At 34.0% G+C, this 25,268-nt stretch carries 22 protein-coding genes; 3 read left to right on the forward strand and 19 right to left on the reverse strand.

The features are described 5' to 3' along the window. Positions 1 to 113: 113 nt before the first annotated feature. Positions 114 to 1,091, forward strand: coding sequence for a LacI family DNA-binding transcriptional regulator (locus ACJTHF_RS06265; RefSeq protein ID WP_232156902.1), 978 nt, complete (start codon positions 114 to 116; stop codon positions 1,089 to 1,091). Between the two features lie 85 nt (positions 1,092 to 1,176). Here ACJTHF_RS06265 and ACJTHF_RS06270 read toward each other — a convergent pair whose 3' ends face one another. Next, the gene (locus ACJTHF_RS06270) at positions 1,177 to 2,628 is read right to left on the reverse strand and encodes a SulP family inorganic anion transporter (protein ID WP_232156903.1); all 1,452 of its coding nucleotides are present in this window, start codon (positions 2,626 to 2,628) and stop codon (positions 1,177 to 1,179) included. A gap of 94 nt (positions 2,629 to 2,722) precedes the next feature. On the opposite strand from ACJTHF_RS06270, the gene ACJTHF_RS06275 reads away from it, so the two are divergent. Beyond that, positions 2,723 to 3,265 carry a recombinase family protein gene (locus ACJTHF_RS06275; protein WP_058592144.1) on the forward strand — a complete coding sequence of 181 codons (543 nt, stop codon included), beginning with the start codon at positions 2,723 to 2,725 and terminating at the stop codon, positions 3,263 to 3,265. Between the two features lie 741 nt (positions 3,266 to 4,006). On the opposite strand, the gene betA is transcribed toward ACJTHF_RS06275, so the two are convergent. Beyond that, on the reverse strand, positions 4,007 to 5,689 hold the full coding sequence (gene betA, locus ACJTHF_RS06280; protein ID WP_058592143.1) for a choline dehydrogenase: 1,683 nt from the start codon (positions 5,687 to 5,689) through the stop codon (positions 4,007 to 4,009). Between the two features lie 39 nt (positions 5,690 to 5,728). After that, complete coding sequence (gene betB / locus ACJTHF_RS06285) at positions 5,729 to 7,219, reverse strand: betaine-aldehyde dehydrogenase (protein WP_107609103.1); 1,491 nt, start codon at positions 7,217 to 7,219, stop codon at positions 5,729 to 5,731. 208 nt (positions 7,220 to 7,427) lie between these two features. Between betB and cudC the strand changes: the two genes are divergently transcribed. Next, positions 7,428 to 7,982 (forward strand): choline uptake/conversion transcriptional regulator CudC, encoded by a 555-nt coding sequence (cudC, locus tag ACJTHF_RS06290; RefSeq protein ID WP_048540526.1) that lies wholly within the window; start codon positions 7,428 to 7,430, stop codon positions 7,980 to 7,982. A 266-nt stretch (positions 7,983 to 8,248) separates the two neighbouring features. Here the strand turns inward: cudC and cysC are convergent, their stop codons facing one another. The 16 genes from cysC to ACJTHF_RS06370 all read right to left on the reverse strand — a co-directional run bounded on the left by cysC (position 8,249) and on the right by ACJTHF_RS06370 (position 25,209). Beyond that, a complete protein-coding gene (gene cysC / locus ACJTHF_RS06295) occupies positions 8,249 to 8,848 on the reverse strand; it encodes an adenylyl-sulfate kinase (RefSeq protein ID WP_048540525.1) in 600 nt (199 codons plus the stop codon). A gap of 19 nt (positions 8,849 to 8,867) precedes the next feature. Further along, a complete protein-coding gene (gene sat / locus ACJTHF_RS06300; protein WP_232156905.1) occupies positions 8,868 to 10,046 on the reverse strand; it encodes a sulfate adenylyltransferase in 1,179 nt (392 codons plus the stop codon). A gap of 15 nt (positions 10,047 to 10,061) precedes the next feature. Then, the gene (locus tag ACJTHF_RS06305; RefSeq protein WP_025907279.1) at positions 10,062 to 10,970 is read right to left on the reverse strand and encodes a sulfite exporter TauE/SafE family protein; all 909 of its coding nucleotides are present in this window, start codon (positions 10,968 to 10,970) and stop codon (positions 10,062 to 10,064) included. A 21-nt stretch (positions 10,971 to 10,991) separates the two neighbouring features. Further along, the gene (locus tag ACJTHF_RS06310) at positions 10,992 to 11,606 is read right to left on the reverse strand and encodes an NAD(P)-binding protein (RefSeq protein WP_078355270.1); all 615 of its coding nucleotides are present in this window, start codon (positions 11,604 to 11,606) and stop codon (positions 10,992 to 10,994) included. A 25-nt stretch (positions 11,607 to 11,631) separates the two neighbouring features. After that, positions 11,632 to 12,372 carry a sirohydrochlorin chelatase gene (locus tag ACJTHF_RS06315; RefSeq protein ID WP_058592138.1) on the reverse strand — a complete coding sequence of 247 codons (741 nt, stop codon included), beginning with the start codon at positions 12,370 to 12,372 and terminating at the stop codon, positions 11,632 to 11,634. Positions 12,373 to 12,387: 15 nt separating this feature from the next. After that, entirely contained in the window at positions 12,388 to 13,158 is a 771-nt protein-coding gene (gene cobA, locus ACJTHF_RS06320; protein ID WP_107609102.1) for a uroporphyrinogen-III C-methyltransferase, read from the reverse strand. Between the two features lie 20 nt (positions 13,159 to 13,178). Then, positions 13,179 to 14,882: an NADPH-dependent assimilatory sulfite reductase hemoprotein subunit gene (locus tag ACJTHF_RS06325; protein WP_407812600.1), complete on the reverse strand. Its 1,704-nt coding sequence runs from the start codon at positions 14,880 to 14,882 to the stop codon at positions 13,179 to 13,181. Between the two features lie 14 nt (positions 14,883 to 14,896). Further along, positions 14,897 to 16,717 (reverse strand): assimilatory sulfite reductase (NADPH) flavoprotein subunit, encoded by a 1,821-nt coding sequence (locus tag ACJTHF_RS06330; RefSeq protein ID WP_107609101.1) that lies wholly within the window; start codon positions 16,715 to 16,717, stop codon positions 14,897 to 14,899. Between the two features lie 102 nt (positions 16,718 to 16,819). Continuing rightward, positions 16,820 to 17,551 carry a phosphoadenylyl-sulfate reductase gene (locus tag ACJTHF_RS06335; protein ID WP_048540518.1) on the reverse strand — a complete coding sequence of 244 codons (732 nt, stop codon included), beginning with the start codon at positions 17,549 to 17,551 and terminating at the stop codon, positions 16,820 to 16,822. 415 nt (positions 17,552 to 17,966) lie between these two features. Then, entirely contained in the window at positions 17,967 to 19,589 is a 1,623-nt protein-coding gene (locus ACJTHF_RS06340; protein ID WP_048540517.1) for a BCCT family transporter, read from the reverse strand. Positions 19,590 to 19,928: 339 nt separating this feature from the next. Further along, on the reverse strand, positions 19,929 to 20,618 hold the full coding sequence (locus ACJTHF_RS06345) for an LrgB family protein (RefSeq protein WP_048540516.1): 690 nt from the start codon (positions 20,616 to 20,618) through the stop codon (positions 19,929 to 19,931). Continuing rightward, on the reverse strand, positions 20,615 to 20,998 hold the full coding sequence (locus ACJTHF_RS06350) for a CidA/LrgA family protein (RefSeq protein WP_058612111.1): 384 nt from the start codon (positions 20,996 to 20,998) through the stop codon (positions 20,615 to 20,617). The genes ACJTHF_RS06345 and ACJTHF_RS06350 overlap by 4 nt, the downstream gene beginning before the upstream one ends. Before the next feature lie 149 nt (positions 20,999 to 21,147). After that, complete coding sequence (cidR, locus tag ACJTHF_RS06355; protein ID WP_058592132.1) at positions 21,148 to 22,044, reverse strand: cidABC operon transcriptional activator CidR; 897 nt, start codon at positions 22,042 to 22,044, stop codon at positions 21,148 to 21,150. 35 nt (positions 22,045 to 22,079) lie between these two features. Beyond that, positions 22,080 to 23,414 (reverse strand): sodium-dependent transporter, encoded by a 1,335-nt coding sequence (locus ACJTHF_RS06360; protein ID WP_078355275.1) that lies wholly within the window; start codon positions 23,412 to 23,414, stop codon positions 22,080 to 22,082. Positions 23,415 to 23,498: 84 nt separating this feature from the next. Beyond that, on the reverse strand, positions 23,499 to 24,632 hold the full coding sequence (locus tag ACJTHF_RS06365) for an FAD-dependent oxidoreductase (RefSeq protein WP_232156907.1): 1,134 nt from the start codon (positions 24,630 to 24,632) through the stop codon (positions 23,499 to 23,501). Between the two features lie 13 nt (positions 24,633 to 24,645). After that, entirely contained in the window at positions 24,646 to 25,209 is a 564-nt protein-coding gene (locus ACJTHF_RS06370) for a PadR family transcriptional regulator (protein ID WP_107609250.1), read from the reverse strand. Positions 25,210 to 25,268 lie beyond the last annotated feature (59 nt).

Consider the following 25,268-nt stretch of genomic DNA (forward strand, 5'->3'; position numbering starts at 1 on the left):
ACAATTATGTTTCAGCCCCTCTTTTACATTAGTGATAACAAATATTTATTCATACTATCTATGTTTGCTATAATTATTGCTAAGGTTAAATATTGGATTGAGAGGGATTATAAATGAAACCTAAATTAGATGATGTTGCAAAATTGGCAAATGTATCAAAAACAACTGTTTCAAGAGTACTAAACAAGCGTGGCTATTTAAGCCAAGAAACAATCGATAAAGTGTATGACGCAATGGCAAAATTAAATTATCAGCCAAATACTGTAGCTCGCCAACTTTATAACAAGAAAACTCAAATTATAGGTTTGATATTCCCTACTGTCACTAATCCTTTTTTCGGAGAACTCGTTGAAGAATTAGAAAAGAAACTTTATTTGCAAGGTTATAAAGTCATTATCGGGAATTCAATGAACGATCCTGAAAAAGAAACTAATTATTTAAACCAACTTTTATCTAATCAAGTAGATGGTCTTATTGTCGGTACGCACAATCACGACATTGAACAGTATAAAAATGACAACTTACCTATTGTTGCAATTGACCAAATTATGAATGAAGATATTCCGATAATAGAATCTGATAACTATTTGGGCGGACAACTTGCAACAGAAAGATTAATTAATAAAGGTGCAAAAAAAATAATCCATACATCTGGTCCAGATTATCTCAATTCACCAACCCATAGACGTCGATTAGCCTATGAAGATAAGATGAGAGAACATGGTTTAAATCCAATAAGTTATTCAGTGGATTTCAATATACCTTACGAAGATAAAATTCAAATTTTCAATCGTATATTTAAGGAACACCCTGATGTCGAAGGTATCTTTGCATCAAACGACCTAGATGCTGCACTTATTATGAACATAGCAAAAAATTATAATAAAAAAATACCCGAAAATTTATTACTCGTTGGTTACGATGGGACAAAAATCATGCGTACTGTATTCTCAGAACTTACAACGATTATTCAACCAATTGATGAAATATCAACGAAAGCAATAGAAGTATTAAATGACAGAATGGAAAACAAAGACACTTTAAAAGAATATATCTTCCCCGTTACAGTTTGGGAAGGCGGTACATGTTAAGTTTAACCAAGATAATTTATATAATTAAAAAACCAGTATAAATCCATTTTATAATGGATTTATACTGGTTTATTTTGTTATTTTATTATGTTAGATGTGTTTCATTGAGCTGGCTTAATTCGGAAATAATTTTCCTGCTATCTGTATTTAATTGTTTAACAAATACTGTATTGTTTTTATCTTCGAATTTTTTCACCATTGAATCGATTGCATTGACTGCTGAGTCATCCCATAAATGTGCGTGTGTAAAGTCTAATTCAATCTGACTATTCTCAATAGAAAAGTCTAGCTGATTCATCATTGAATCGATTGAAACAAAGAATATTTGTCCGGTGAATAAATATTTATAATAATGATTTTCTATCGTTTGAATAACATGAACATTCGATATTTTAGTAGCAAAGAATAACGAACTAAATATTACGCCGACAATAACGCCTATAGCTAAGTTATGTGTAAACAACACGATTATCACTGTCAAAATCATAACGACAGCATCTGTTCTTGGAGCTTGCTTAACGTACTTAAATGATTTCCAATCAAATGTACTTATTGATACCATCACCATAATACCCGCTAAAATCGGCATAGGAATTTGTACAACTACATCTCCTAATAATAGGATGAGAATGATTAAGAAGACACCCGCCGTAAATGTTGATAATCTACTTGTTGCACCTGATTTTACATTGATGACAGATTGACCAATCATAGCACAGCCACCCATTCCTCCAAATAGCCCAGTGATAATATTGGCAATACCTTGACCTCTAGATTCTTTATTTTTATTACTATGAGAATCTGTTGCTTCATCAACAATTTTAGCAGTTAATAAACTTTCTACTAATCCTACAATTGCCATTGATAAAGCATACGGCAAAATGATGGTTAATGTCTCTAAGTTAAAAGGAACTTGTGGTATTAAGAAATTCGGAAATGCTCTTGTTATCGTACCTAAATCGCCAACTGTTCTTACATTAGAACCTGTTACCATATATAGCGTTGTTAATAAAATAATTGCGATAAGTGGTGCAGGAATGGCTTTGAAATATTTTGGTACAATATAAATAATAAGTAATGTAACAACTATATAAATATATGTACTTATTGAAATACCGAATATATGCTCAAGTTGAGACATAAAAATCATAATCGCTAAGGCATTTACAAATCCAATCATGACTGACCTTGGTATAAACTTCATGAGTCTACCAATTTTGAGAATTCCTAATAATAACTGTATAATACCCATGAGTATCGTTGCTGCAAATAAATAATCGACACCATGTTCTTTTACTAAAGGTGTTACAATAAGCGCAACAGCTCCAGCAGCTCCAGATATCATAGCAGGTCTACCGCCTACTATTGAAGTTGTCGTAGCAATAATAAAAGCAGCGTACAATCCTACCATTGGATCTACACCTGCAATTATAGAAAACGCAATGGCTTCAGGTATAAGTGCTAGCGCTACAACAATACCAGCTAGTAAATTTTTCCCTGGATTAGAAAGCCATTCTTCTATATAAGATTTAAACATTATACATACTCCTATTTTATATATTTTCAATAGTGCTATTATAAACAAAAGAGTTTCATATGTATACATTTATGAAACTATTGAGGTGAAATTTATGAATTATGGTTATATTAGACCAATCGAATTATATGATACAGTCGCTGAACAACATTCAAAGTTAAGCAAATTTTCGTTAACAATTATTGAAGAATCTCATGCACAAACTGACATCAGAAAAGAATTAAATACTTTATTTTATAGTAAATTACAAAGCGGGGATAAATTATACATAACTGATTTATGTATACTTGCAGATACCTCATATCAGTTAGAAGAACTCATTGCAATTGCCCAGGAAATCAATGTGGATATTCACATTATTAATGCTCAAATAATAATTAGCCGACATGAACAAATGAATTTTAATAAATTTTTAAATCTACTTAATCAGTTTCAAAGCGATATGATTAAATTCAGAACTAAGTCTGGTATTGCAAAAGCCAAAACAGAAGGTAAGACTATCGGAAGACCAAAACGAAATGATCTTAATTTAAAAAATGCCATCGAAATGTACCATTCTAAGAAATATACTTTAGAAGAAATTAAAGAAGCGACAAACATTAGCAGAGCAACATTGTATAGACACTTAAATAAATAATAATTAGGGACACAATTCTGGGAAATGTCTCTTAGACATACTGTTGGAGACACAATTCTGCAAAATGTCCCTTAAACATGCTGTTAGAGACACAATTCTGCAAAATGTCCCTTAAACATACTGTTAGAGACACAATTTGGAATTATGTCCCTTAGACACTCTGTTAGGGACACAATTCTGGGAAATGTCTCTTAGACATACTGTTGGAGACACAATTCTGCAAAATGTCCCTTAAACATGCTGTTAGAGACACAATTTGGAATTATGTCCCTTAGACACTCTGTTAGAGACACAATCCGGAATTATGTCCCTTAGACACTCTGTTAGGGACACAATTCGGAGTAATGTCCCTTAGACACTCTGTTAGGGACACAATTTAGAATTATGTCCCTTAGATACTCTGTTAGAGACACAATCCGGAATTATGTCCCTTAGACACTCTGTTAGGGACACAATTCGGAGTAATGTCCCTTAGACATACTGTTAGAGACACAATTCGGAATTATGTCCCTTAGACATGCTGTTAGAGACACAATTCGGAATTATGTACCTTAGACATGCTGTTAGAGACAGAATTCTGGGAAATGTCCCTTAGAAAAACCCTCTCTTATTACCATTATTCAGAATTATGATAGTTAGCGCGTTCTTATTACCACTTTTCGGAATTATGGTAGTTAGCGCGTTCCCATATAACAACTAAAGGCTGAGACAATTTCTGTCTCAGCCTTCTTACTTCTCCTATTATTTCATAACGCCTGCGTCTTTAGGGTGGACGCCATGTTTATAGTAATCTATTTCTTCTGGTTCTAATGGTTTTTTACCACGAATGATGTCTGCTGCTTTTTCTGCTAGCATCAATACTGGTGCGTGGATATTACCATTTGTTGTACGTGGCATTGCTGATGCATCGACTACTCTCAAGTTCTCCATACCGTGTACTTTCATTGTTAATGGGTCAACTACAGCCATTGGATCTGATGCTGGTCCCATTTTTGCACTACATGATGGGTGAAGTGCTGTTTCTGCATCTTTTTTAACCCAATCTAAAATTTCTTCATCTGTTTGTACTGAAGGTCCTGGAGATATTTCACCATCATTATATGGTGCTAAAGCTGGTTGTTTCAAGATGTTTCTTGCAACTCTAATTGCTTCTATCCATTCTTGTTCGTCTTCTTTTGTAGATAAGTAATTAAAGACAAATTTAGGTTTTTCAAATGGATCTTTAGATTTAATCTTCAAGCTACCTCTAGAGTTAGAATACATTGGTCCAATATGTACTTGGAAACCATGTTTCGTATCTGCTTTTTGTCCATCATAACGTACTGCTAATGGTAAGAAGTGGAACATTAAGTTTGGATAATCAACTGTATCATTAGATCTTACAAATCCTCCACCTTCAAAGTGGTTACTTGCTGCTGGTCCTTTTCTACCGAAAATCCATTGTAATCCGATAAATGGCATTTTAAATTTATTTAAACTTGGTTGTTCAGATACTGGTTTAGAAGATGCGTGTTGTACATATACTTCTAAGTGGTCTTCAAAGTTTTCACCTACACCTGGCAAGTGTACACGTGTCTCTATACCTAATGAGTTTAAATGTTCAGAGTCACCAATTCCAGAAAGTTGAAGTAATTGTGGTGTATTGAATGCTCCACCTGATAGAATGACTTCTCCTGCAGCAACTGTATGTGTCTTACCATTTTTCTTGAATGTTACACCAGTTGCTCGTCTACCTTCATAATTGATTTCTGTAACAAAAGCTCTTGTTTGAACAGTTAAATTCTTACGTTTCATAGCTGGTCTTAAATAAGCAAGTGATGCTGAAACGCGTCGACCATTATGAATTTGGCTATCAAATGGTCCAAATCCTTCTTGTCTAAATCCATTTACATCAGGTGTCTTATTGTATCCAGCTTGAACGCCCGCTTCAAAGAAAGCTTGGAATAATGGATTTGTTGCTGGTCCTCTTCTTAATTTAATTGGACCATGGTGACCACGATATTGATCTGATTTATCTGCTCCAAAAGCTTTTTCTAATCGTTTAAAATATGGTAAACAATTCGCAAACTTCCATGTTTCCATACCTTCAGGTTCTCCCCAACCTTCATAGTCCATTGGGTTTCCTCGTTGATAAATCATACCGTTGATTGAACTTGAACCACCGAGTACTTTACCTCTTGTATGTGCTACTTTTCTACCGCCCATGTGAGGTTCGCCATCTGTTTCATATTTCCAGTCATAGAAACGATTACCTGATGGATACATAAGTGCTGCTGGCATTTGAATCAATAAATCCCATGGATAGTCACTTCTACCCGCTTCTAATACTAATACGGTCTTATCTTTATCTTCACTTAAACGATTACCTAATACAGATCCGGCACTTCCGCCTCCAATAATTATATAATCATAAGATTGCTTCATCTCAAAATCCTCCTATATACTCGTTCTTCTTTGTTGTATTTATTTACTAAACCAATTCACCGGCTCAGGTTGAATATTTGTATAAATGTGTTTAGAAATTAAATATTCTTCTAAACCTTCTTTACCTAACTCTCTACCAATACCAGATTGTTTATATCCACCCCATGGTGCTTGTGCAAAGTATGGATGGAAGTCATTAATCCAAACAGTACCCATTTTCAATTTATTGGCTACACGATTTGCTTTAGCGATATCTTGCGTAAATACGCCGCCTGCGAGTCCATAAATAGAATCATTCGCTAATTCAATCGCTTCTTGTTCATTAGAGAATCCTTCAATTGTTACGACAGGTCCAAATACTTCTTCTTGGACAATTCTCATAGATGTATCACAGTTTGTAATAACAGTTGGTTCAAAGAAGAAACCATCTTGTAAGTCTGCCCTGTCTGGTCGTTTACCACCAGCAGCAATTGTCGTACCTTCTTTTTTCGCAACTTCTATATATTTTTCAACTTTATCGCGGTGTTCTCCTGAAATTAATGGTCCCATCTCAGTTGTTTCATCAAAGCCATTACCGATTTTAATTTTATTAACACGTTCGACTAAAGCTGCTTCGAATTTATCTTTAATATCGTTATGTACGATAATTCGTGACCCTGCTGAACAAACTTGACCGGCATGGAAGTAGCCACCATTTAATGCTTGATCAATTGCTAAATCAAAATCTGCATCATCGAATATAATATTCGGATTCTTACCACCTAGTTCTAGTGCAATATTCGTTACATGGTCTGCTGCACGTTTCATAATATGCTTACCTGTTTGAATACCACCTGTAAATGAAACTAGATCGACTTCTTTATGAGATGCTAATACTTCACCAACTTCAGAACCTTTTCCTAGTACAAGGTTGATGACCCCGTTAGGAAATCCAACTTGTTCCATTAATTCAAATACACGAATTGTTGTTAATGGGGTAATTTCACTTGGTTTCATAACTAACGAACAACCTGTTACAAGAGCAGGTGCTATTTTCCATGAAGCTTGAAGTAACGGATAATTCCAAGGCGTAATTTGCGTTACAACGCCTACAGGTTCTTTTACTAATTTACTTTCTGAATGAGGTATTGGAGAATCAATAATTTCACCACCATCATGTCCTGCTAAACCTGCAAAATACATAAATACATTATGAATATCATCCATATCTGCATATGATTCTTCTAATGTCTTACCAGTATCTAATGTTTCAAGTTCTGCTAGTTCTTCTTTATGTTCTTTAATTAAATCTGCAATGGCTCTAACTTTACGACTTCTATTCTCAGTCGTTTCACCTGACCATTCACCAGTTTCAAATGACTGCCTAGCTGCTAAAATTGCTTTTTCAGCATCTTCTCCTGTACCTTCTGCTACTGAAATCACAACTTCTTGATTATATGGATTCACAATGTCGCGAGTCGCTTTATTAGAAGCTTCTACCCACTCACCATTTATAAATTGTCGTCTAGATAAATGCTCTATATATCCCATTCAAAATACCTCCGTTAACTTTGTTAAATTTTTATTTAACGAACTTTACAGATTTTATGTTAGCATAGAATTATGAAAGACGTCAAATTTCCAAAGTTCATTTATGGTTTGTTTTTAATAGGTATTTCAAATAGACAAGTAATGGAAAAGCAACTACAATGTATAAGGATTCATGGTACAATTAAGGTAACTATTGGAGGTGTATGTAGTGGTACGTTCAGATAACTACGAAAAACAATTAGACCAAGCTAAAGACATCGTGATTAACGGTATTGGAGAAACGATGGATTTATATGGTATTAATCGAAGTGTTGGAAATTTATATGGGACGATGGTTTTTGAAGGTAGTATGACACTAGATGAAATGCGCGAACAACTTCAAATGAGCAAACCAAGCATGAGTGCTGGTGTTAAGAAACTACAAGAATTTGATATCGTCAAACAACAATTTACAAGAGGAAGTAGAAAACAACATTTCATCGCTGAAAAAGACTTCTTTATCTTCTTTAATAACTTTTTCTCTAGAAAATGGGATCGAGAAATTTCTATTAATATGGATTCTGTTAAAGACGCAGAAATCTTGCTACAAAAAATCATAGATGCAGATGATGTCGATGAAGAAACTAAAGAAGAAGCAATCACCATTCATACACAATTAGAAGAATCAAAAGTATATTATGAATGGTTAGCAAATATCAGTAATGCTATTAAAACTGGAGAGATATATAAGTATTTCCCAATACCAAGTCATGATGACAAATAAGTAAAAGCGCGAGGTAGCAATGCATACCCCGCGCTTTTGTTATTTTTAGTGATATTAGTATTTGCACCTTTGGCCAGAACTGCTTGTAACGGCTACTTTATTTACAAAACTCGTAAAAATTGTAAATACTGACAGCCTTATGAACACTTCTTGCCAAACTTGTTCATAACGACACCCTTATGAACACTTCTCACTAAACTTGTTCATAAGCACTCCACCACAAATCAAAAAGCTCACAACACTAGCTAGCGTTGTGAGCTTCTTCATTATAAATATTGATTTTCTTTTAAGTATGCAACGATTTTCTCTACAGATTCTTCTACACTTTCGTTTTCTGTATCAATGACTATTTCAGGGTTTGATGGTTCTTCATATGGTGCATTAATGCCAGTGAATTCTTTAATTTCACCGCTTCTTGCTTTCTTATACAGTCCTTTTGGATCTCTTGATTCACACTCGTCTAAACTACATTTAGTGAAGACTTCGATGAATTCACCGTCTTCAAGGATATCTCTAACTGTATTACGGTCTTCTTCATATGGTGAGATGAATGCTGTCATTGTGACAACACCTGCATCTACCATTAATTTACCGACTTCGCCGATACGACGGATATTTTCTTTTCGATCTTCTGGACTGAATCCAAGGTTTTGGTTTAATCCATGACGAATATTATCTCCATCTAAACGATATGAAGTGATATTTTGTTCAAATAATGCTTTTTCTAATGCTACAGATATTGTTGATTTACCTGATCCTGATAAACCAGTAAACCAAATCACAACACTTTTATGACCGTTACGTTCTTGTCTTTGTGCTTTTGTTACTTCAGAATCATGCCATGTAATATTTGTTGACGCGCTCATTATTCCACTCCTAAAGAAATTAATTTTGTCTTAAACCTTTGATTAATACATCTGCTACTTCTGGTCTTGAGAATTCTTTTGGTAATTGTTCACCGTTACGAAGTTTCTCTCTTACTTTTGTTCCACTTAAATGAACATGATTTGATTTGTCATGAGGACATGTCTTTGCTGTTGTCATGTTGTCACAAACTGTACAGAAGAATGCATGTTCAAATTTAAAGATTTGAATGCCAATTTCATTTTCATATTGTGAAATTAATTCTTGGGCGTCATATGTACCATAGTAGTCACCTACACCTGCATGGTCACGACCGACGATAAAGTGCGTACAGCCATAATTCTTACGTACTAATGCATGTAAAATGGCTTCACGTGGACCAGCATATCTCATTGCTGCTGGATAAATAACAAGACGTGTTCTTTCTTTAGGATAATAATGTTTCAAGATAACTTGATAACTTTCCATTCTTATTTCAGCTGAAATATCATCAGACTTCGTTTCACCAACTAAAGGATTTAATAATAATCCATCAACTGATTCAAGTGCTATTTTTTGAATATATTCATGCGCACGATGAACTGGGTTTCTCGTTTGGAAACCTACAACTGTTTTCCATCCTAATTCTTTAAATAATTCACGTGTTTCATTTGGGTCTAAATGGAAATCACTAAATTCATCATGCTTTGGTCGATCAACCAATTGGATTGGACCAGCTAAATAAACATTACCTTTTTCATATACACGTTTCACACCTGGGTGATCCACATCTGTTGTGCCGTATACATTTTGAGCTTCTTTAGCTTTATCATACGTGTATTTCTCTTCAAGTTTTAACACACCATATAAATGATTGTCTTCTCCATATAAAGTGATGTCTGAACCTATTTCATATTTGTTTGCTTCTTCTTCAGTAACGGGTAATGTAATTGGAATACTCCATACAAGTCCGTTTTCTAGACGTAGATTTTCAACGACACTGATATAATCTTTCTCGCTTAAAAATCCTGTCAGTGGACTGAAACCACCAATTGCGATTAATTCTAAATCTGATAGACTCCAAGGATTTAATGTTAATTTAGGATATGATTGTGCCGCTTCAATAAGTTCTGCTCTTTCTTGACCTGTTACTTGGCGATTAATTAATTCTCCACCATGAGCTTCGATTGTTTCTTTAGTCTTTTGAGTTGCTGATACCATCAATATTCACTCCTATTAATTAATTTGATCTACTTCTTTTGATTTTTGATTTTGAATATTAAAAGGAAATTTATTATGTTGGTAAAGTGTGAATAGTACTAGACCTAACCAAGCAAGGATAATAACACCTTTTATAATATTGACTGTTGCTTCACTGCTAATTAAAGTACCTAATAAAACACTACTATTTGTAAATATGATTAGACCACCGACAAGTACTGCTAAAACATACACCGGTAAAGTCTTCACTAGCCATGCTGAGAACGGTGCTGCTACGACGCCACCAAATGCTAACGCAACGACGAGTAAAATATTTATTTGACTCCAACCTAAGAAGATAATAAATCCTAATGAAGTTGAAATTGTCACAAAGAACTCACTCGCTGAAACTGTTCCGATAACATATCTTGGTTCAATTTTATTTCTTGATAGTAATAATGGTGTGTTGACTGGACCCCAACCACCACCACCAATTGCGTCTAAGAATCCTGCAATTGCACCTTGTGGAACAAGTAATAAAGCTGAAAATCTGCCATCTTTCACTTGTTGGTTTTGCTGTTTTTTAAATACAAATTGATAAATAATATAAATTCCCATTGATAATAAGAATAAGGCGATGAATGGTTTAATAAAATCACTGTGCAAGTTGCTCAATACACCCGCACCGATAAACCCAGTTATCGCGCCTGGTAAAGCAAGTTTTAGAATAATAGACTTGTCAACATTTTTAAACTTTAAGTGTGAAAGTCCTGATGCTGCTGTTGTTGCCACTTCTGAAAAATGAATGGTTGCAGATGCGATTGCTGGTGCCACTCCAAAAGTTAATAGTAATGATGAAGAGGTTGCACCAAATCCCATCCCAAGAGAACCGTCTATAAGTTGTGCTAAAAAACCTACTAATGCAAATATCGTTAACTTTCGCATAAGCTACTCCTCTCTGGCTTTCTATTTAAGTTGTCGTTTCAACCAATTGATTAATTTATTTTGCTCATCCGTATCAAAATATTGATGAGACAAAATGTTCTCTAATAATTGATTTTTTTCTGTTTGCTCTATTTCTAGTGATTTAATGATTGTGCGACATTCATATAAAAAATCTACATATTCTGTATAATCTACTGAATATTGTTGTTCTAAATCTTTCAAAATATTACGCACTAACTTTGGGCTTGCACCATTTGATGTGACGCTTATCTGCAACTTACCTCTATTTAATGTCCCAGGAAATATCACATTGCCATCTTGTGCATCACCGACCATGTTGATTAGACAATGTTTAGGGGTGTTATCTTTAATGACATCGGTTATTTCTGGTGAGTTCGTGGCATTTATAATAAAATCAACATGTTCTATATCAGATATTTCAAAGTCCTTTTTGTGCCATTTCAATTTCCCTTCAATTTCATATTGCTTTAAATGGTCTGTAAGTTCTGGTGAAATAACATGAATCAACGCTCCACTATCTATCAGTGCGTTCACTCTACGTTCAGCAATTTTACCGCCACCAATAACTTTGACGATTTTATCTTGTAAATCTAAATTGATTGGAATGTATGCCACAATAAATCATCCTTTAATCTGATATTTAAACTGTTTGAGTCGTCAGTGTTTCTAATACGCGATCTTTCAATGCTTCTTGTATGGATGGATGATGACCTAAATGTTCGCATACAATGATGTCGCTTTTCGTATTATGTTCTGCTGCTGTTTGCTCTATGTGACGCTCCAAGACACCTGTAAACCAAAGATACGGTGCAATGAATACTTGTGAATATTCTTCATGTAATGCATCTTGCAAAGCTTCTTCAAAAGATGGCTCACAGGCAGCTAAGTAACACACTTCTACATTTTTAAATGCTGTCGATTCATATAAAGCTTGACCTATAGCTGTTATATCTATCTTCGTTTGCGGATTGTAACTGCCTCTTCCAACAACAAGTAATTTAGCATCTTCTTGAATCGCAACTTTCGTTTCTTCAATACGTTCTTTAAGAATGGCTGTTAATCTTGATTGAACACCTAAAGGCTCTCCATAAGTGAAAGTTACTTCTGGATATTGTGTCTTAATTTCATCTATCTCTTTCGGTATATCTTTAAAATAGTGACCTGCACTTAGTAATAATACGGGTATAACGGATATTTCGGTTGCACCTTTTGCTATTAACTTTTCGACACCTTGCTGAATATCCGGTTGTGCTAATTCTAAGAAACAAATTTCTTGTAAAGGTATATCAATAGACTGTTTCACTGATTCTATAAAAGAAATTGCCTCATCTGTCGCTTCTTTAATTCTGCTACCGTGACTGACATATAACACGCCTATCATTGTATCCCTCCAGTATTAATAAATAAGTTGTGGAACGTTCTGTTCTGATGCCACTTCTTCAAACCAGCTCATGCGTTCTCTTAGTTTGACGACTTCTCCAATAACAATCATTGCAGGGTTTGTGATTTGTTCTGATTTCTCTACGATGTCTTCTAAAGTCCCTGTCACTGTTACTTGTTTCTGTGTAGTTCCACAATGAATTAATGCTACTGGTGTTTGAATATCTTTACCATGTTTCACTAATAATTTTTGGATGTCAGGCAACTTCTTTACACCCATATAAATACAAAGTGTCTCAGGTCCTAGTGCTAAGTGTTTCCAATATTCATCTTCATCAACACTGTCTTTCATAACACCTGTTATAAAGGCAACAGATGAACTATAATCTCTATGTGTTACTGGAATACCAGCATAAGCTGGTGCTGCAACACCAGCAGTAATACCTGGAACCACTTCGAACGGAATATCATAGCTATTTAATGTTTCTGCTTCCTCGCCACCACGACCAAAGATAAATGGATCGCCACCTTTAAGTCTTGTTACGGTATAACCTTCTAGAGAAAGTTTTACGAGCAATTCATTAATTTCTTCTTGAGTTAAAGAGTGCTTATTTGGACTTTTACCGCAATAAATCATTCTCGTGTCTTCAGTTGCATAATCTAATAATGCTTTATTAACGAGTCGGTCATATAATATGACATTAGACTGTTTAATGGCTTTAATACCTTTAACCGTTATTAAATCTGGATCGCCCGGTCCTGCACCAACCAAAAATACTTTCCCCATTCTTACACCCCATTTTCTGATTAACTGTGGAAGTCTTGTCCTGAATGCACTTCTTTAATAATGCCTTTACGGATAACAAAGTCTCCAAAGTGTTCTCCATCATTTTTTTCTTTACCGTATTGAATCAGAATTGGTTTTAAGCTTTCTAAAATCTCATCTTCACCAATATTTTCTTTAAATAGTTTATTTAAACGATCTCCAGTGAATCCACCGCCAAGATACATATTATATTTACCTGGCGCTTTACCAATAAATGCAATTTCAGCTAATGCTGGTCTTGCACATCCATTTGGACACCCTGTCATACGAATCGTTATTTCTTCTTCATTTAATCCTGCTTCATCTAAAAGTCCTTCTATTTTATTAATAAGTGTTGGTAGATAACGTTCTGATTCAGCCATCGCTAAACCACACGTTGGAAACGCAACACATGCCATTGAATTTCTTCTAAGTCCTGTGTAATGTTCACCATCTGTAATTCCGTATTTATCAATAATTTTTTGAATTTGTTGTTTTTTACTTTTAGCTACATTGGCAATGATTAAGTTCTGGTTTGGTGTTAGACGGAAGTCTCCAGTATGAATTTCAGCAATTTCTCTAAGTGCTGTCTTCAATTTGTAGTCAGATGTATCTTTGACACGTCCATTTTGAATAAATAATGTAAAGTGCCATTTTCCGCTTCCTTCAGTCCAGCCATATCGATCACCATTATGTTTAAATTCAAATGGTTTCGCTTCTTCAATTTCCCAACCTAAACGTTTATTCAATTCTTCACGAATAAAATCAACACCAAGACGGTCAACAGTATATTTAAATCGTGCATTCTTTCTGTTTTCTCTATTACCATGATCACGTTGGATAGTTAAAATTTTCTCACAAACATCTACCGCTTCTTCTTTAGGGAAGTAGCCTAATAAACGTCCTACTTGAGGGTATGTCTTCGTATCACCGTGTGTCATACCCATACCGCCACCGACTGTCACATTAAATCCGACTAATTGCTCATCTTCAATAACTGCAATCAATCCGATATCTTGTGAATAAACATCAATATCATTTGATGGTGGTACGGCGATACCTATTTTGAATTTTCTTGGTAAGTATGTCTTACCGTACATTGGTTCAACTTCTTTTTTTGTATCGATAATTTTTTCATCGTCTAACCAAATCTCGTGATACGCACCAGTTTGAGGTGATAAGTGATCACTTATTTGTGTAGCAAGTGTATCTACTTCTTTGTGCACGCCTGACTGATATGGATTTGGATTACACATGACGTTTCTGTTAACGTCACCACATGCTGCTAATGAATCCATGACTGCATGATGGATACTTTGCATTGAATTTTTTAAATTTCTTTTCAAGATGCCATGGAATTGAAACGCTTGTCTTGTTGTAAGTTTGATTGTGTTATTAGCGTATTCTGTTGAAATATCATCCATCGCAACCCATTGATCAGCAGTAGCCGTACCACCTGGAACTCTAACTCTAATCATGAAACTATATGCTGGTTCTAACTTTTGTTTACGACGCTCATCACGAATATCCCTATCATCTTGCATATAACTACCATGGAATTTAAGTAATTTAGTATCGTCTTCAGCTATTGCGCCAGTTATTTCATCTGCTAAACCTTCTTTAATTGTTCCTCTTAAATAATTACTTCTATTCTTAATGTGTTCCATTTCATCTAATTTGTCGGATAAATTAGTTTGAGTGCTCACAATATTGCCCCCTCTTAATAAATATCTCTTTGATATCTTCTCTCTTTTTTCAATTCAGTTAAAAATTCTTCTGCTTCTTCTTCGTTATAATGTCCTTCTTTTTGAATGACATTTAAAATGGATTGATGCACATCTTTAGCCATATGTTTTTCATCTCCACATACATAGATTGCTGCACCTTCTTGAATCCATTGATAAAATTCTTTACTGTTTTCTTCAATTCTATGTTGTACGTATACTTTTTCTTCTGAATCTCTTGAGAACGCGACACTTAATTTATCAAGTACGCCATCTTTCAACCAACCTTGCCATTCCGTTTGGTATAAGAAGTCTGTCGTAAAGTGTTGTTCACCGAAGAATAACCAAGCTTTATTAGTAAGTTCTAATTCTTCTTTTTCTTGAATATATGATCTAAATGGCGCAACACCTGTACCTGGTCCTATCATAATGACAGGCGTTTCACTTGTTTTAGGGAACTTAAAGTTAGGATTCTTCTTCAAATAAATCGGTACTGTATCACCTGGTTGTAATCGTTCTGCAAATTGTACTGAGCAAACACCTTTTCTATCTCTATCATGAGAGTGATAACGAACTGCTCCTATAGTAAGATGTACTTCATCAGGTGCTGCTTGATGACTACTTGCGATTGAATATTCACGAGCTGGTAATTTTCTCAATATTTGATGCAAAGCATCTGGTTGCAAATCTTCAGGTGGAAAATCATTTAATAAGTCTATTAAATCGCGACCTTCAACGTATCCGTAAATCCATCGATCTTTTTTAACTTTTTCAGATAACACACCATTCCCGAAGATATTCGCAGCCTTTGTGACGATTGGTTTAGTTAATTTTGTAATTTCGAAATGATTAGTTAATGCATCACGTAAACTTAATGTATCGCCTGAATCATTAATTGGCACAATTTCTTCTGGATCCCAAACGAGTGTTTCAATTAACTCTGAGACAATTTCGGGATCATTTTTAGGGAATATGCCGATACAATCGCCTGGTTCAAATGAATCATTGAAACCTTCTAAAGAAAGTTCGATATGTCTAACTTCTTTATTTGAACCTCTACCGTTTAAATTAATATTCTCTAAAATTTCAGCTTCATACGGATTAGAGCGTGAATATGTTTGAGTAGCTGATAAATCTTCAGCATCTAATTTAACGGGTTCCTCTGCCGTTTGACCTGATACTTGTCCGATTGAATTTAAAATGTCTTCCATCCATTTCTCAGCAGGTTCATCAAAGTCTAGATCACAATCTACTCTTGGATGTATTCTCTCTGCACCTAACTCTTCTAATCTCTTATCAAAATCTTTACCAGTCTGACAGAAGAATTCATATGATTCGTCACCAAGTGCTAACACTGAGAATCTAACATCATTCAACTTAGGTGCCTTACGACTATGTAAAAACTCATGGAATGTAATTGCATTATCTGGAGGATCTCCTTCTCCATGAGTCGCTGTGATAATAAATAAATCTTCTACTTTCTTTAAATCTTTAGTCTTAAAATCTTCCATACATGCAAGATTGACATTGAATGATTTTTCTTTTAATTTACTTTCTAACGTTTCAGCTAAACCTTGAGCATTACCTGTTTCAGAACCAAACAATACCGTAATATCTCGCTTCTTAAACTTAGGTTCACTGCTTATTGCTGTAGATTGTTCAACAACAGGTGCACTTGCTTGACCACCTTGCACGACTGACGCCGATAAGTAACCACTCAACCAAATCTTTTGTTCAGTTGTAAGTGTTGCAAATACTTGATTTAACTTTTCTGACTGCTCTTGATTAAAAGGGCTATTTGTTACTGATAATTCCAAAGATGTCACCTCATCCTGTCCAATTATTTAAGTTTTAAATACTATTCTTATGGGAATAGTCTGATTTATGCTAAAAAAAGATTAATAAATCTCTTAATTAGATTACTTAGGTTTATTATTTACTGTATGCAAACCACATTCAGTTTTGTTGAAATTCGTCCATCTTCCTTCACGTGAATCACCTGAAGAAGATACTTGAGCTGTACAAGGAATACATCCAATACTTGGATAATTAAAGTCATGAAGTTCATTGTAGGTTAAATCGTGGCGTTCAATATATGCCCATACATCGTCCCAAGTCCAATAAATTAAAGGACAAACTTTTATAGATTTAAATCTTTCATCTTTATTAATAAAATCGGTATTTTGTCTGCTTGGAGATTGTTCTCTTCTTAATCCTGAGACCCAAGCAGTAGCGCCCGATAATACTTCTTCTAACGGTTTAATCTTTCTGATATAACAACATTGATTCGGGTCACTTGTCCATAGTGCCGGTTCATATTGATCTGCTTGTTGCTCTAGCGTTAAATCTGGCTTTTTAAGTTCAATATTTAATGTTGGATATCTTTCTTTCACACGGTCAATCAAATCGTACGTTTCTTGAAAATGTAAATCAGTATCTAAGAAGACAATTTTGGCATCTGGTTTAACTTTTGATATTAAATCTATCAAAATCATACCCTCTGCCCCAAAACTACAAGAATACACGATAGAATCTCCATAATGTTCATACGCCCATTTAATTATTTGATATGCACCTTTAGTTTCATCGTCAATATCAATATCTTTAAAAGGATCAGTGTCAAAACGTTCATAAGTTAACACTTCGGCCATGATATATAACGTCCTCCTTATACTTATTTCTACAAGCTTTTATGTTTAAAATCAATGTTTTTAGCAGAAATTATTTTAAACAGATAAGTTTACTAAGAAATAATAAATTATGATGATTAGCATACCCGATACATCATATGATGTCAACTATTCTTTTTAAATTTTCAGTCTATTTAATGAAGAAATTATTCACTGAAAATGTTAGGTATTGTGAACACTTCAGTGTTAGTTTGTTTTTAACTGGGGGCTTAGTTACAAAACTCCCTGGAGTTGTTTCTAACAGCACCCTTATTTACAAAACTACTCAAATTTGTAACTACTCCTATCGTTATTCACACTTCTCATCAAAAATGCTTCTAACAAAATTAAGAAATAAAAATTCCAACAAAACTATAAGATTTTGTTGGAATTTTTATTATAAGTTATCGTCTTCTTTTTCTGCCCGTACTTGAACGATTCTTAATGATCGTCGTTCAACTGCTTTTAATTTTTCAGCTCGTTCTTCTAATTTTATTCGATCTCCGCCTAGTGTCCGGATAAATGAAACCATCATCATCACAAATATAACGGTTAGTGGCACACTCGCTAATATGGATGCGGTCTTCAAGACGTCTAACGCGCGTTCTCCACCTACTAACATTAATGAAAATGGCAATAAGCATAATGCAAACGCCCAGAATAATCGATTTGCTTTTAATGGTTCGTCTATGACTTCTTTTTGAGTTGCTGCTGCTAATATATATGACCCTGAATCAAATGTCGTTGCTAAATATAAGAATGCTGAGATTAAGAATAGAACAATCATTACTTTTGGAAATGGTAATTGATGCATCACTTCTATTATAGTGGCTTCAGCGCTATGTTGATTCAAGAATTGAATGACATCAAATTGTCCTGAAATTTGTAAGAACACTGCATAGTTACCAAAGATACCAAAGAATAATACACATCCTAAAGTTCCATAAATAATTGTACCTAATACGACTTCTTTTAACGTACGGCCTTTGGAAATTCTGGCAATAAATAAGCCAATAAATGGCGCATATACTAACCACCAAGACCAATAGAATATCGTCCAATCTTGAGGAAAGTTTGTTTCTTTTCTATCTCCTACACCACCAAATGGTTCTAACCATGTTGCCATTCTAAAGAAATTCTTCAACATATTTCCTAATCCTGACACAGTCGTTTCCATAATAAATATCGTTGGCCCAACAATCAGTACGATTCCTAAAATTAAGAACGTTAGCCAAACGTTAATATCACTTAATTTTTGTATACCCTTTTTCAAGCCAGTATAAGAACTAAATGCAAAGATGACTGTAATGATGAGTAAGATAATGCTTCTCATAACCATATTCTCACCGTCAAGCCCTGTAAGTCGCTCTATCCCAGCAGAAATCATTGGTACACCCAATGCTAATGATGTCGCTGCACCGCCTAATAATCCAAAAATAAATAAAATATCTACAATTTTACCGAGTAATTTATCCGTTTGACCTTTTAAAATTGGTCTACATGCTTGGCTGATTTTATAAATTGGTTTCTTCTTAACAAATACTAAATAACCAATTGGCAAAGCAGGTAACACATAAATCGCCCAAGCTATTGGTCCCCAATGAAACATGCCATACATTGTTGCGTATTCGAGTGCTTCATCCGTCATACTACCTGCCCCATACGGCGGCACTTGATAATAGTATGCCCATTCGATGACACCCCAGTATAGAATATCAGAACCGATACCCGCACAAAACAGCATCGAAATCCAACTAAAATTATTAAATTCAGGTTTATCACTTGCTTTACCTAAAGTGACATTCCCGTATTTCCCAAACGCTATGTATAATACAAATGCAAAAACAATCAATCCAAGTAATAGATACCATGATCCTAATGAGTCTGAAATAACATCATTAATACTTGTGATGACTTCTTGACTAGCTTTAGGGAATACCATCATCGGTATAACAGCGATAAGTAATACTGCAACCGTCCCATAAAATGTCCACCAGTCCATTACTTTATGTTTCTTCACTTCTGAACACTCCTCGTTGTCGATTAATGTACATCGTTAAATAATCATTATTAATGAACACGATGATTTAAATCACAATGAAGACACTATAGAACTTTAAATAAAAATGCAAATTACATACAATGAAAAGCATCATTACTTATGAATAAATATATATAATATACTTTTTATAATCATTATAAATATTGCTACAACGGTTGTGTTAAGTTAAAATTTAACGAACGTAACAAATCTAACGTTCTTTTATTATGAATTTTTATACATATTCAATGAATATAAATTTATATAAAAAAGAAGGAGATATGACATGAATTTTGCCATATCTCCTTCTATATCTCATTAAATATAAGTGGTCATTAAATAAAGTACTGGTAACATAATCGCACTGAGTACAGCTGTTAAAATCATACCAATTGTACTAAATGCACCTGCTTCAATATTGGATTCTAAAGCTTTTGCTGTACCAAAAGCATGTGAAGCATTACCATACGTTAAACCTTTCGCTAAATCACTTTTAAACTTCGCTTTACTAATATAAAAATTACCTAAAATACTACCAATTAAGCCTGTCGCTATAATAAACATAACCGTTATCGTATCTGTTCCACCCATTTGATGAGACACTTCAATGCCTACTGCTGCTGTCATCGATCTAGGTAAAATTGTTACAATCGTTGAACTCGGATATCCCATTATATATAGGACACCATAAATAAGGACAAAGTTAACCATGATACCTGCCAATACACTTGAAATAATAATTTTGAAGTTCGCGACAATCAACTTTCTGTATTTATATAACGGATACGCTAAACTCACAACTGAACAATCTAAAAATTGATGAATCCATGAACCACCTACCATGTAGTCTTTGTAATTCATACCTAAGACTAATAAAATTGCGACAATCATAATTGAAGCAATCAGTGCTGGATTAAGAATAGGATGTTTATATTTAATTTGTAGTTTCTTAGCGATGATAAAACAAGCTAATGTTAAAAGTACCATCAATAAAGACTGTATAATCATGATGCATTCTCCTTATCCGTTTTATTAATATTTAAAAACTTCTCACAAACATAACCAGATGACAGTGCTACTAAACTTGTACTCACAATGAGTAACACGACCATAATGATATAACCTGGTCCAATCTGATCTGCAATATCCATAATACCTACAATTGAAGGCACGAAAAACAAAATCATAACATTAATTAATTTATTAGCACCCACTTCTATCCATCGTTCAGGTAAAATACCTGTTAGAAGTAATAAAAATAATAATGCTAGTCCAACAATACTACCTGCAATTGGTATATGTAATATTTCTTGAAGCCATTTACCAATTTGAGTAATCATATATATGAGAGATACTTGAAATAGTATCTTTATAAACGTTTTAATCATCTAAACTCATCCTTTTAATAAGACCTTATAGACAATATTATAGGACGGTTCAAAGTATTAATAAAATACATATTATCGATTACAACTATTCCACTTTGGAATAGTTCAATTATATTTTTATTGTTCAAAGCAAAAAACAGGCTAGAACATTATGTTCCAGCCTGTTTCTTGATTAATGATTCTTTTAGAAATAATATCCATTCTTTTGTAACGCGATTCACATAGGCACCTTTTTTCCAAATTAATCCGAGATGCCAATATATCTTTTCACCTTCAAGTTCAATCATTGTCACATCATCACTCATTTGTTCAGCAATACTTCGTGGCACAATAGATAGACCAAGTCCTCTTTCTATCATATTGCTAATAAAGGTAAGCTGTGATATTTTAGCAACTGTCTTTGGATAGAAGCCTTCTTTCCGGCAGTTCTCAATAATCATATCTCTTAAATAATAGTCATCGTGAAATAAGACAAATTCTTCATCTTTTAATTCACTGATTGATACTTGATGTCTCTTGGCAAGTTTATGTGACTTATTCACTACTAAAAACAATTCCTCTTTATAAAGTGGCACGCTGTTATATTTAGATGAATCTACAGGTAATGTCGTCACACCAATATCTACTTCATCTTTATTAATATAATGTTCTACCGCCTTACCGCCACCTTCAGTAACTTCGTATGTGACGTTAGAATATTTACCATGAAAATTCTCAAGACTGTCTGTTATAAGATCCACTTTAATCATAGGCGACAACCCTAATCTAATATGTCCACGTTGCACTTCAAAGATATCATTCAATTCGAGCGTCAAATGATCAAATAGCGTTAAGAATTCTACTGCTTTATCGTAAAATACTTCGCCAGTATCTGTTAGTTTAATGTGTTTTTGTGAACGATCAAATAGCGTGACATCAAATTCATTTTCAAGATTTTTTACAGCTTTACTAATTGTAGATTGCGCTACAAATAAATGTTCTGCAGCTTGTGTCATACCACCATTTCTAACAATTTCCACAAAATATTTTAACTGTTTAAACTCCATTTGCTATACCTCATTTCATGGATTTCATGACAGAATTAAAGCGAACATATAAATACGATAAGTATAATAATCGGAATGATATATCTCATTAAGAATTTCCATAATTTAAACCATTTTAAAGAAAGTTGATTCCCCATTTGGAATTCTCTTTTTACAATAGCTTGATCCATTCTAAACGAAATAAATATTGCGATTAGTAAACAGCCAATTGGCAATAATATGTTGCTCACTAAATAATCTGTAGCATCAAATATAGACTTCCCAAAAATCGAAACATCTGCAAGAACACCATATGACAGTGATGATGGAATACAAGCGATAAATGTCAGTAATCCTAATACCCATACTATTTTTGAACGCGATCTTTTGCCTTCTTTTTCAAAAGCTGAAATGATAATTTCAAATTGACTAAATGAAGAAGTCAATGTCGCAAATAAGAATAACAGTAAAAATAACGTTAAGAATACTGAACCAAATGCCATTTGGGCAAATACATTAGGTAATACGATAAATAATAATCCAGGACCTTCAGTAGGTTCTAATGAAAAAGCAAATACAACTGGGAATATCGCCATTCCCGCTAATATAGACACGATAATATTCATAATCGATACCGACATAGCTGACGTTGGTAAACTTTCTTTTTTACTTAAATACGAACTATAAGTAACCATACATGAGAATCCCACAGCTAACGCGAAGAATGACTGACCTAACGCATATAACACGCCTTCAGCTGAGAAGTCTTCAAAGTTGAAACTAAAGAAGAACGATAATCCTTCAGATGCGCCTTCTAAAGTTACTGCTCTCACAACAAGAATAATAAAGAATATAAATAATAAAGGCATTAATACATTATTTGCACGTTCAATACCTTTTTTAATACCGAAGTTTAACACAACAACATTCATTAAAATAAAGACAAACACACCGATTAATACAGTAAATGGCTCTCCTATAATTTGTTCAAAGACTTTACTGTAATTTGTATCATCAGATATAAGATTGCCTGTTAATCCCAATGCTGTATAAATTGTAATCCAACCACCTACAACACTGTAAAAGGATAATAATAAGAAACATCCAATAACACCAAGTCTTCCCGTTATTCTCCATGGTGATTTGGGTGCTAGCGTATCATAGGCAGCAACAGCTTCTTTGTTTGTTGCACGTCCAATGATAAATTCAGAAATCAACATCGGTAATCCGATAAATAATGTAAATATAATAAATAACAATAAGAAGGCGCCACCACCGAATTGACCTGCAACATAAGGAAACTTCCATATTGCGCCAATACCGATTGCAGCACCTGCTGATGCCATAATAAATCCTATCTTAGATGACCATTGATCTCTTTGATTGACCATGTTATCACTCCATTCAGTTCTTCCTTAATTGAAGTATAACGTAAATTAATCATCTACACAGTAAGAATTTTTATGACATTTGTTCTACATCTGTAAATATACTGCCCATTTTTCAGCAGCATTATTTGAAAACATTAAATCTAAATTATCTTGAGATTCTTGTGCGTGCTCTTCAGAAGCTTTGTACATTTCATCTTCGTATGCTGTTATCACATCTTCTAAATTGTCATGATTTTTAAATGCACGTGCTAATAAATACGCATCATATAAAGCTGTATTAACACCTTCACCAGCGAATGGACTCATAACGTGAGCAGCGTCACCTAACAATGTCAAATTCGATTGACGTTCCCATTTAAAACCAATTGGCAATTTATAAATTCTTCTAAACAGAACTTTATCATCGGCATATGAAATGTATTTTAACAGCTCTTTATCCCAATCTTTAAAATCTTGTAATAAACGTGATTTTAGTTGGTCAGGTGACAAAGCTTTATACGTATCTAAATCTTTATATGGCATGCGATAAGTGACATAAACTTTAATCGATCCATCACCGTTTAATTGTCCAAGTATAGCTTGATCCCCGCCAAGCGCCATTATTTTACCATTCTTATTAAAAGCAGCTAAATCTGGAAATTGTTGTTTCACATCAGAAATGTTTAGTTCGACCATTGATATGCCTGTGTAGCTGATTTCTTGCTCTGTAATAAATGGTCTCACTTTAGAAAAGGATCCGTCTGCACCTACTACAACATCAAAGATTTCACTCACATTATGATTAAAAGTAACTTTCACTTTATGATTATCTAACGTTTCGATTGCTTTAAATTCATAATGATAACGGATGTTTTCTGGATTAATTTCGTTAAGAATCATATCGCAAAGTTCGCCACGATCAATCTCTGGTCTTCCGCCTTCACCTTCAGCATCATCTTCAAAATACAATGTGCCATCTGGTCCAAGAATTTTTGTATCTTCGCCTTCAAATCTTGCCATACTTTTAAATGTTTCAATAAGACCAGCTTCTTTAATCGGCAATTGTCCTGATTCTTCGTGAATATCTAATGAACCACCTCTGTTGCCGTTAATATCACGTTCACCTTTTTCAAATATAGTAAATGGAATTCCTTGTTTTTGTAGTAACAAACCGAGCATTAAGCCACCAGGACCGCCACCTATAATTGCGACTTTATTATTTTTATTGCTTTTCAACATTTTTACCTTCTTTTTAATTTTTATATAAGTTTTTTGCTTTTTCTTTTGTTTCATTTATAAATGATTCGAATTTCGCTTTTTTCTCATCATCTTCCACTGCTTCTCTTCCTGCTAACATAATTTCTTTAAATAAATCTCTAAGTTGATTTCGTGCATCTTCCATTGCTTTAATATCAACATTTTGGAATCCTTCTAATCGTTTCGTAAATTCATCTTGATTGATGTTTTCATTTAAAAATACTTCGCCTTCATCTGTAATTGTATAAACTTTTTTACTACCATCTTTAGAAATTGATACAAAATCTCTATCTTCTAACATTTGTAAAATTGGATAAACAGAACCAGGACTTGGTGCATAGAATCCTTTAAATCTTTCTTCTAAATCTTTAATGACTTGATAACCATGTTTCGGTTCTTCTTTTAACATTTTTAAGATAATAAATTGTAAGTTCCCTTTCTTAAAGAAACGATCTTTTCCCGGATGACCGCCAAAACCTTTTCCAAAATCAAAGCCATCACGATTCATCATATGGCCTCTGTGATTGTTAAATCTTCCCTCAAAATTTCTTCTAAACATATAATCACCTTTCTCCTTTTCGATATATCGTTATATTATCCGATATATCGAAAAGAGTC

The sequence above is a fragment of the Mammaliicoccus sp. RAM2 genome (assembly GCF_045897195.1).
Classification (GTDB): Bacteria; Bacillota; Bacilli; order Staphylococcales; family Staphylococcaceae; genus Mammaliicoccus; species Mammaliicoccus sciuri.

Excerpts from the sequence above, each read along its gene's own strand:
- ACJTHF_RS06265 (WP_232156902.1), top strand. The coding sequence starts at position 114 with ATGAAACCTAAATTAGATGATGTTGCAAAATTGGCAAATGTATCAAAA.
- ACJTHF_RS06270 (WP_232156903.1), bottom strand. The coding sequence starts at position 2,628 with ATGTTTAAATCTTATATAGAAGAATGGCTTTCTAATCCAGGGAAAAAT.
- ACJTHF_RS06275 (WP_058592144.1), top strand. The coding sequence starts at position 2,723 with ATGAATTATGGTTATATTAGACCAATCGAATTATATGATACAGTCGCT.
- betA (WP_058592143.1), bottom strand. The coding sequence starts at position 5,689 with ATGAAGCAATCTTATGATTATATAATTATTGGAGGCGGAAGTGCCGGA.
- betB (WP_107609103.1), bottom strand. The coding sequence starts at position 7,219 with ATGGGATATATAGAGCATTTATCTAGACGACAATTTATAAATGGTGAG.
- cysC (WP_048540525.1), bottom strand. The coding sequence starts at position 8,848 with ATGAGCGCGTCAACAAATATTACATGGCATGATTCTGAAGTAACAAAA.
- sat (WP_232156905.1), bottom strand. The coding sequence starts at position 10,046 with ATGGTATCAGCAACTCAAAAGACTAAAGAAACAATCGAAGCTCATGGT.
- ACJTHF_RS06305 (WP_025907279.1), bottom strand. The coding sequence starts at position 10,970 with ATGCGAAAGTTAACGATATTTGCATTAGTAGGTTTTTTAGCACAACTT.
- ACJTHF_RS06315 (WP_058592138.1), bottom strand. The coding sequence starts at position 12,372 with ATGATAGGCGTGTTATATGTCAGTCACGGTAGCAGAATTAAAGAAGCG.
- cobA (WP_107609102.1), bottom strand. The coding sequence starts at position 13,158 with ATGGGGAAAGTATTTTTGGTTGGTGCAGGACCGGGCGATCCAGATTTA.
- ACJTHF_RS06335 (WP_048540518.1), bottom strand. The coding sequence starts at position 17,551 with ATGGCCGAAGTGTTAACTTATGAACGTTTTGACACTGATCCTTTTAAA.
- ACJTHF_RS06345 (WP_048540516.1), bottom strand. The coding sequence starts at position 20,618 with ATGATTATACAGTCTTTATTGATGGTACTTTTAACATTAGCTTGTTTT.
- ACJTHF_RS06350 (WP_058612111.1), bottom strand. The coding sequence starts at position 20,998 with ATGATTAAAACGTTTATAAAGATACTATTTCAAGTATCTCTCATATAT.
- cidR (WP_058592132.1), bottom strand. The coding sequence starts at position 22,044 with ATGGAGTTTAAACAGTTAAAATATTTTGTGGAAATTGTTAGAAATGGT.
- ACJTHF_RS06360 (WP_078355275.1), bottom strand. The coding sequence starts at position 23,414 with ATGGTCAATCAAAGAGATCAATGGTCATCTAAGATAGGATTTATTATG.
- ACJTHF_RS06365 (WP_232156907.1), bottom strand. The coding sequence starts at position 24,632 with ATGTTGAAAAGCAATAAAAATAATAAAGTCGCAATTATAGGTGGCGGT.
- ACJTHF_RS06370 (WP_107609250.1), bottom strand. The coding sequence starts at position 25,209 with ATGTTTAGAAGAAATTTTGAGGGAAGATTTAACAATCACAGAGGCCAT.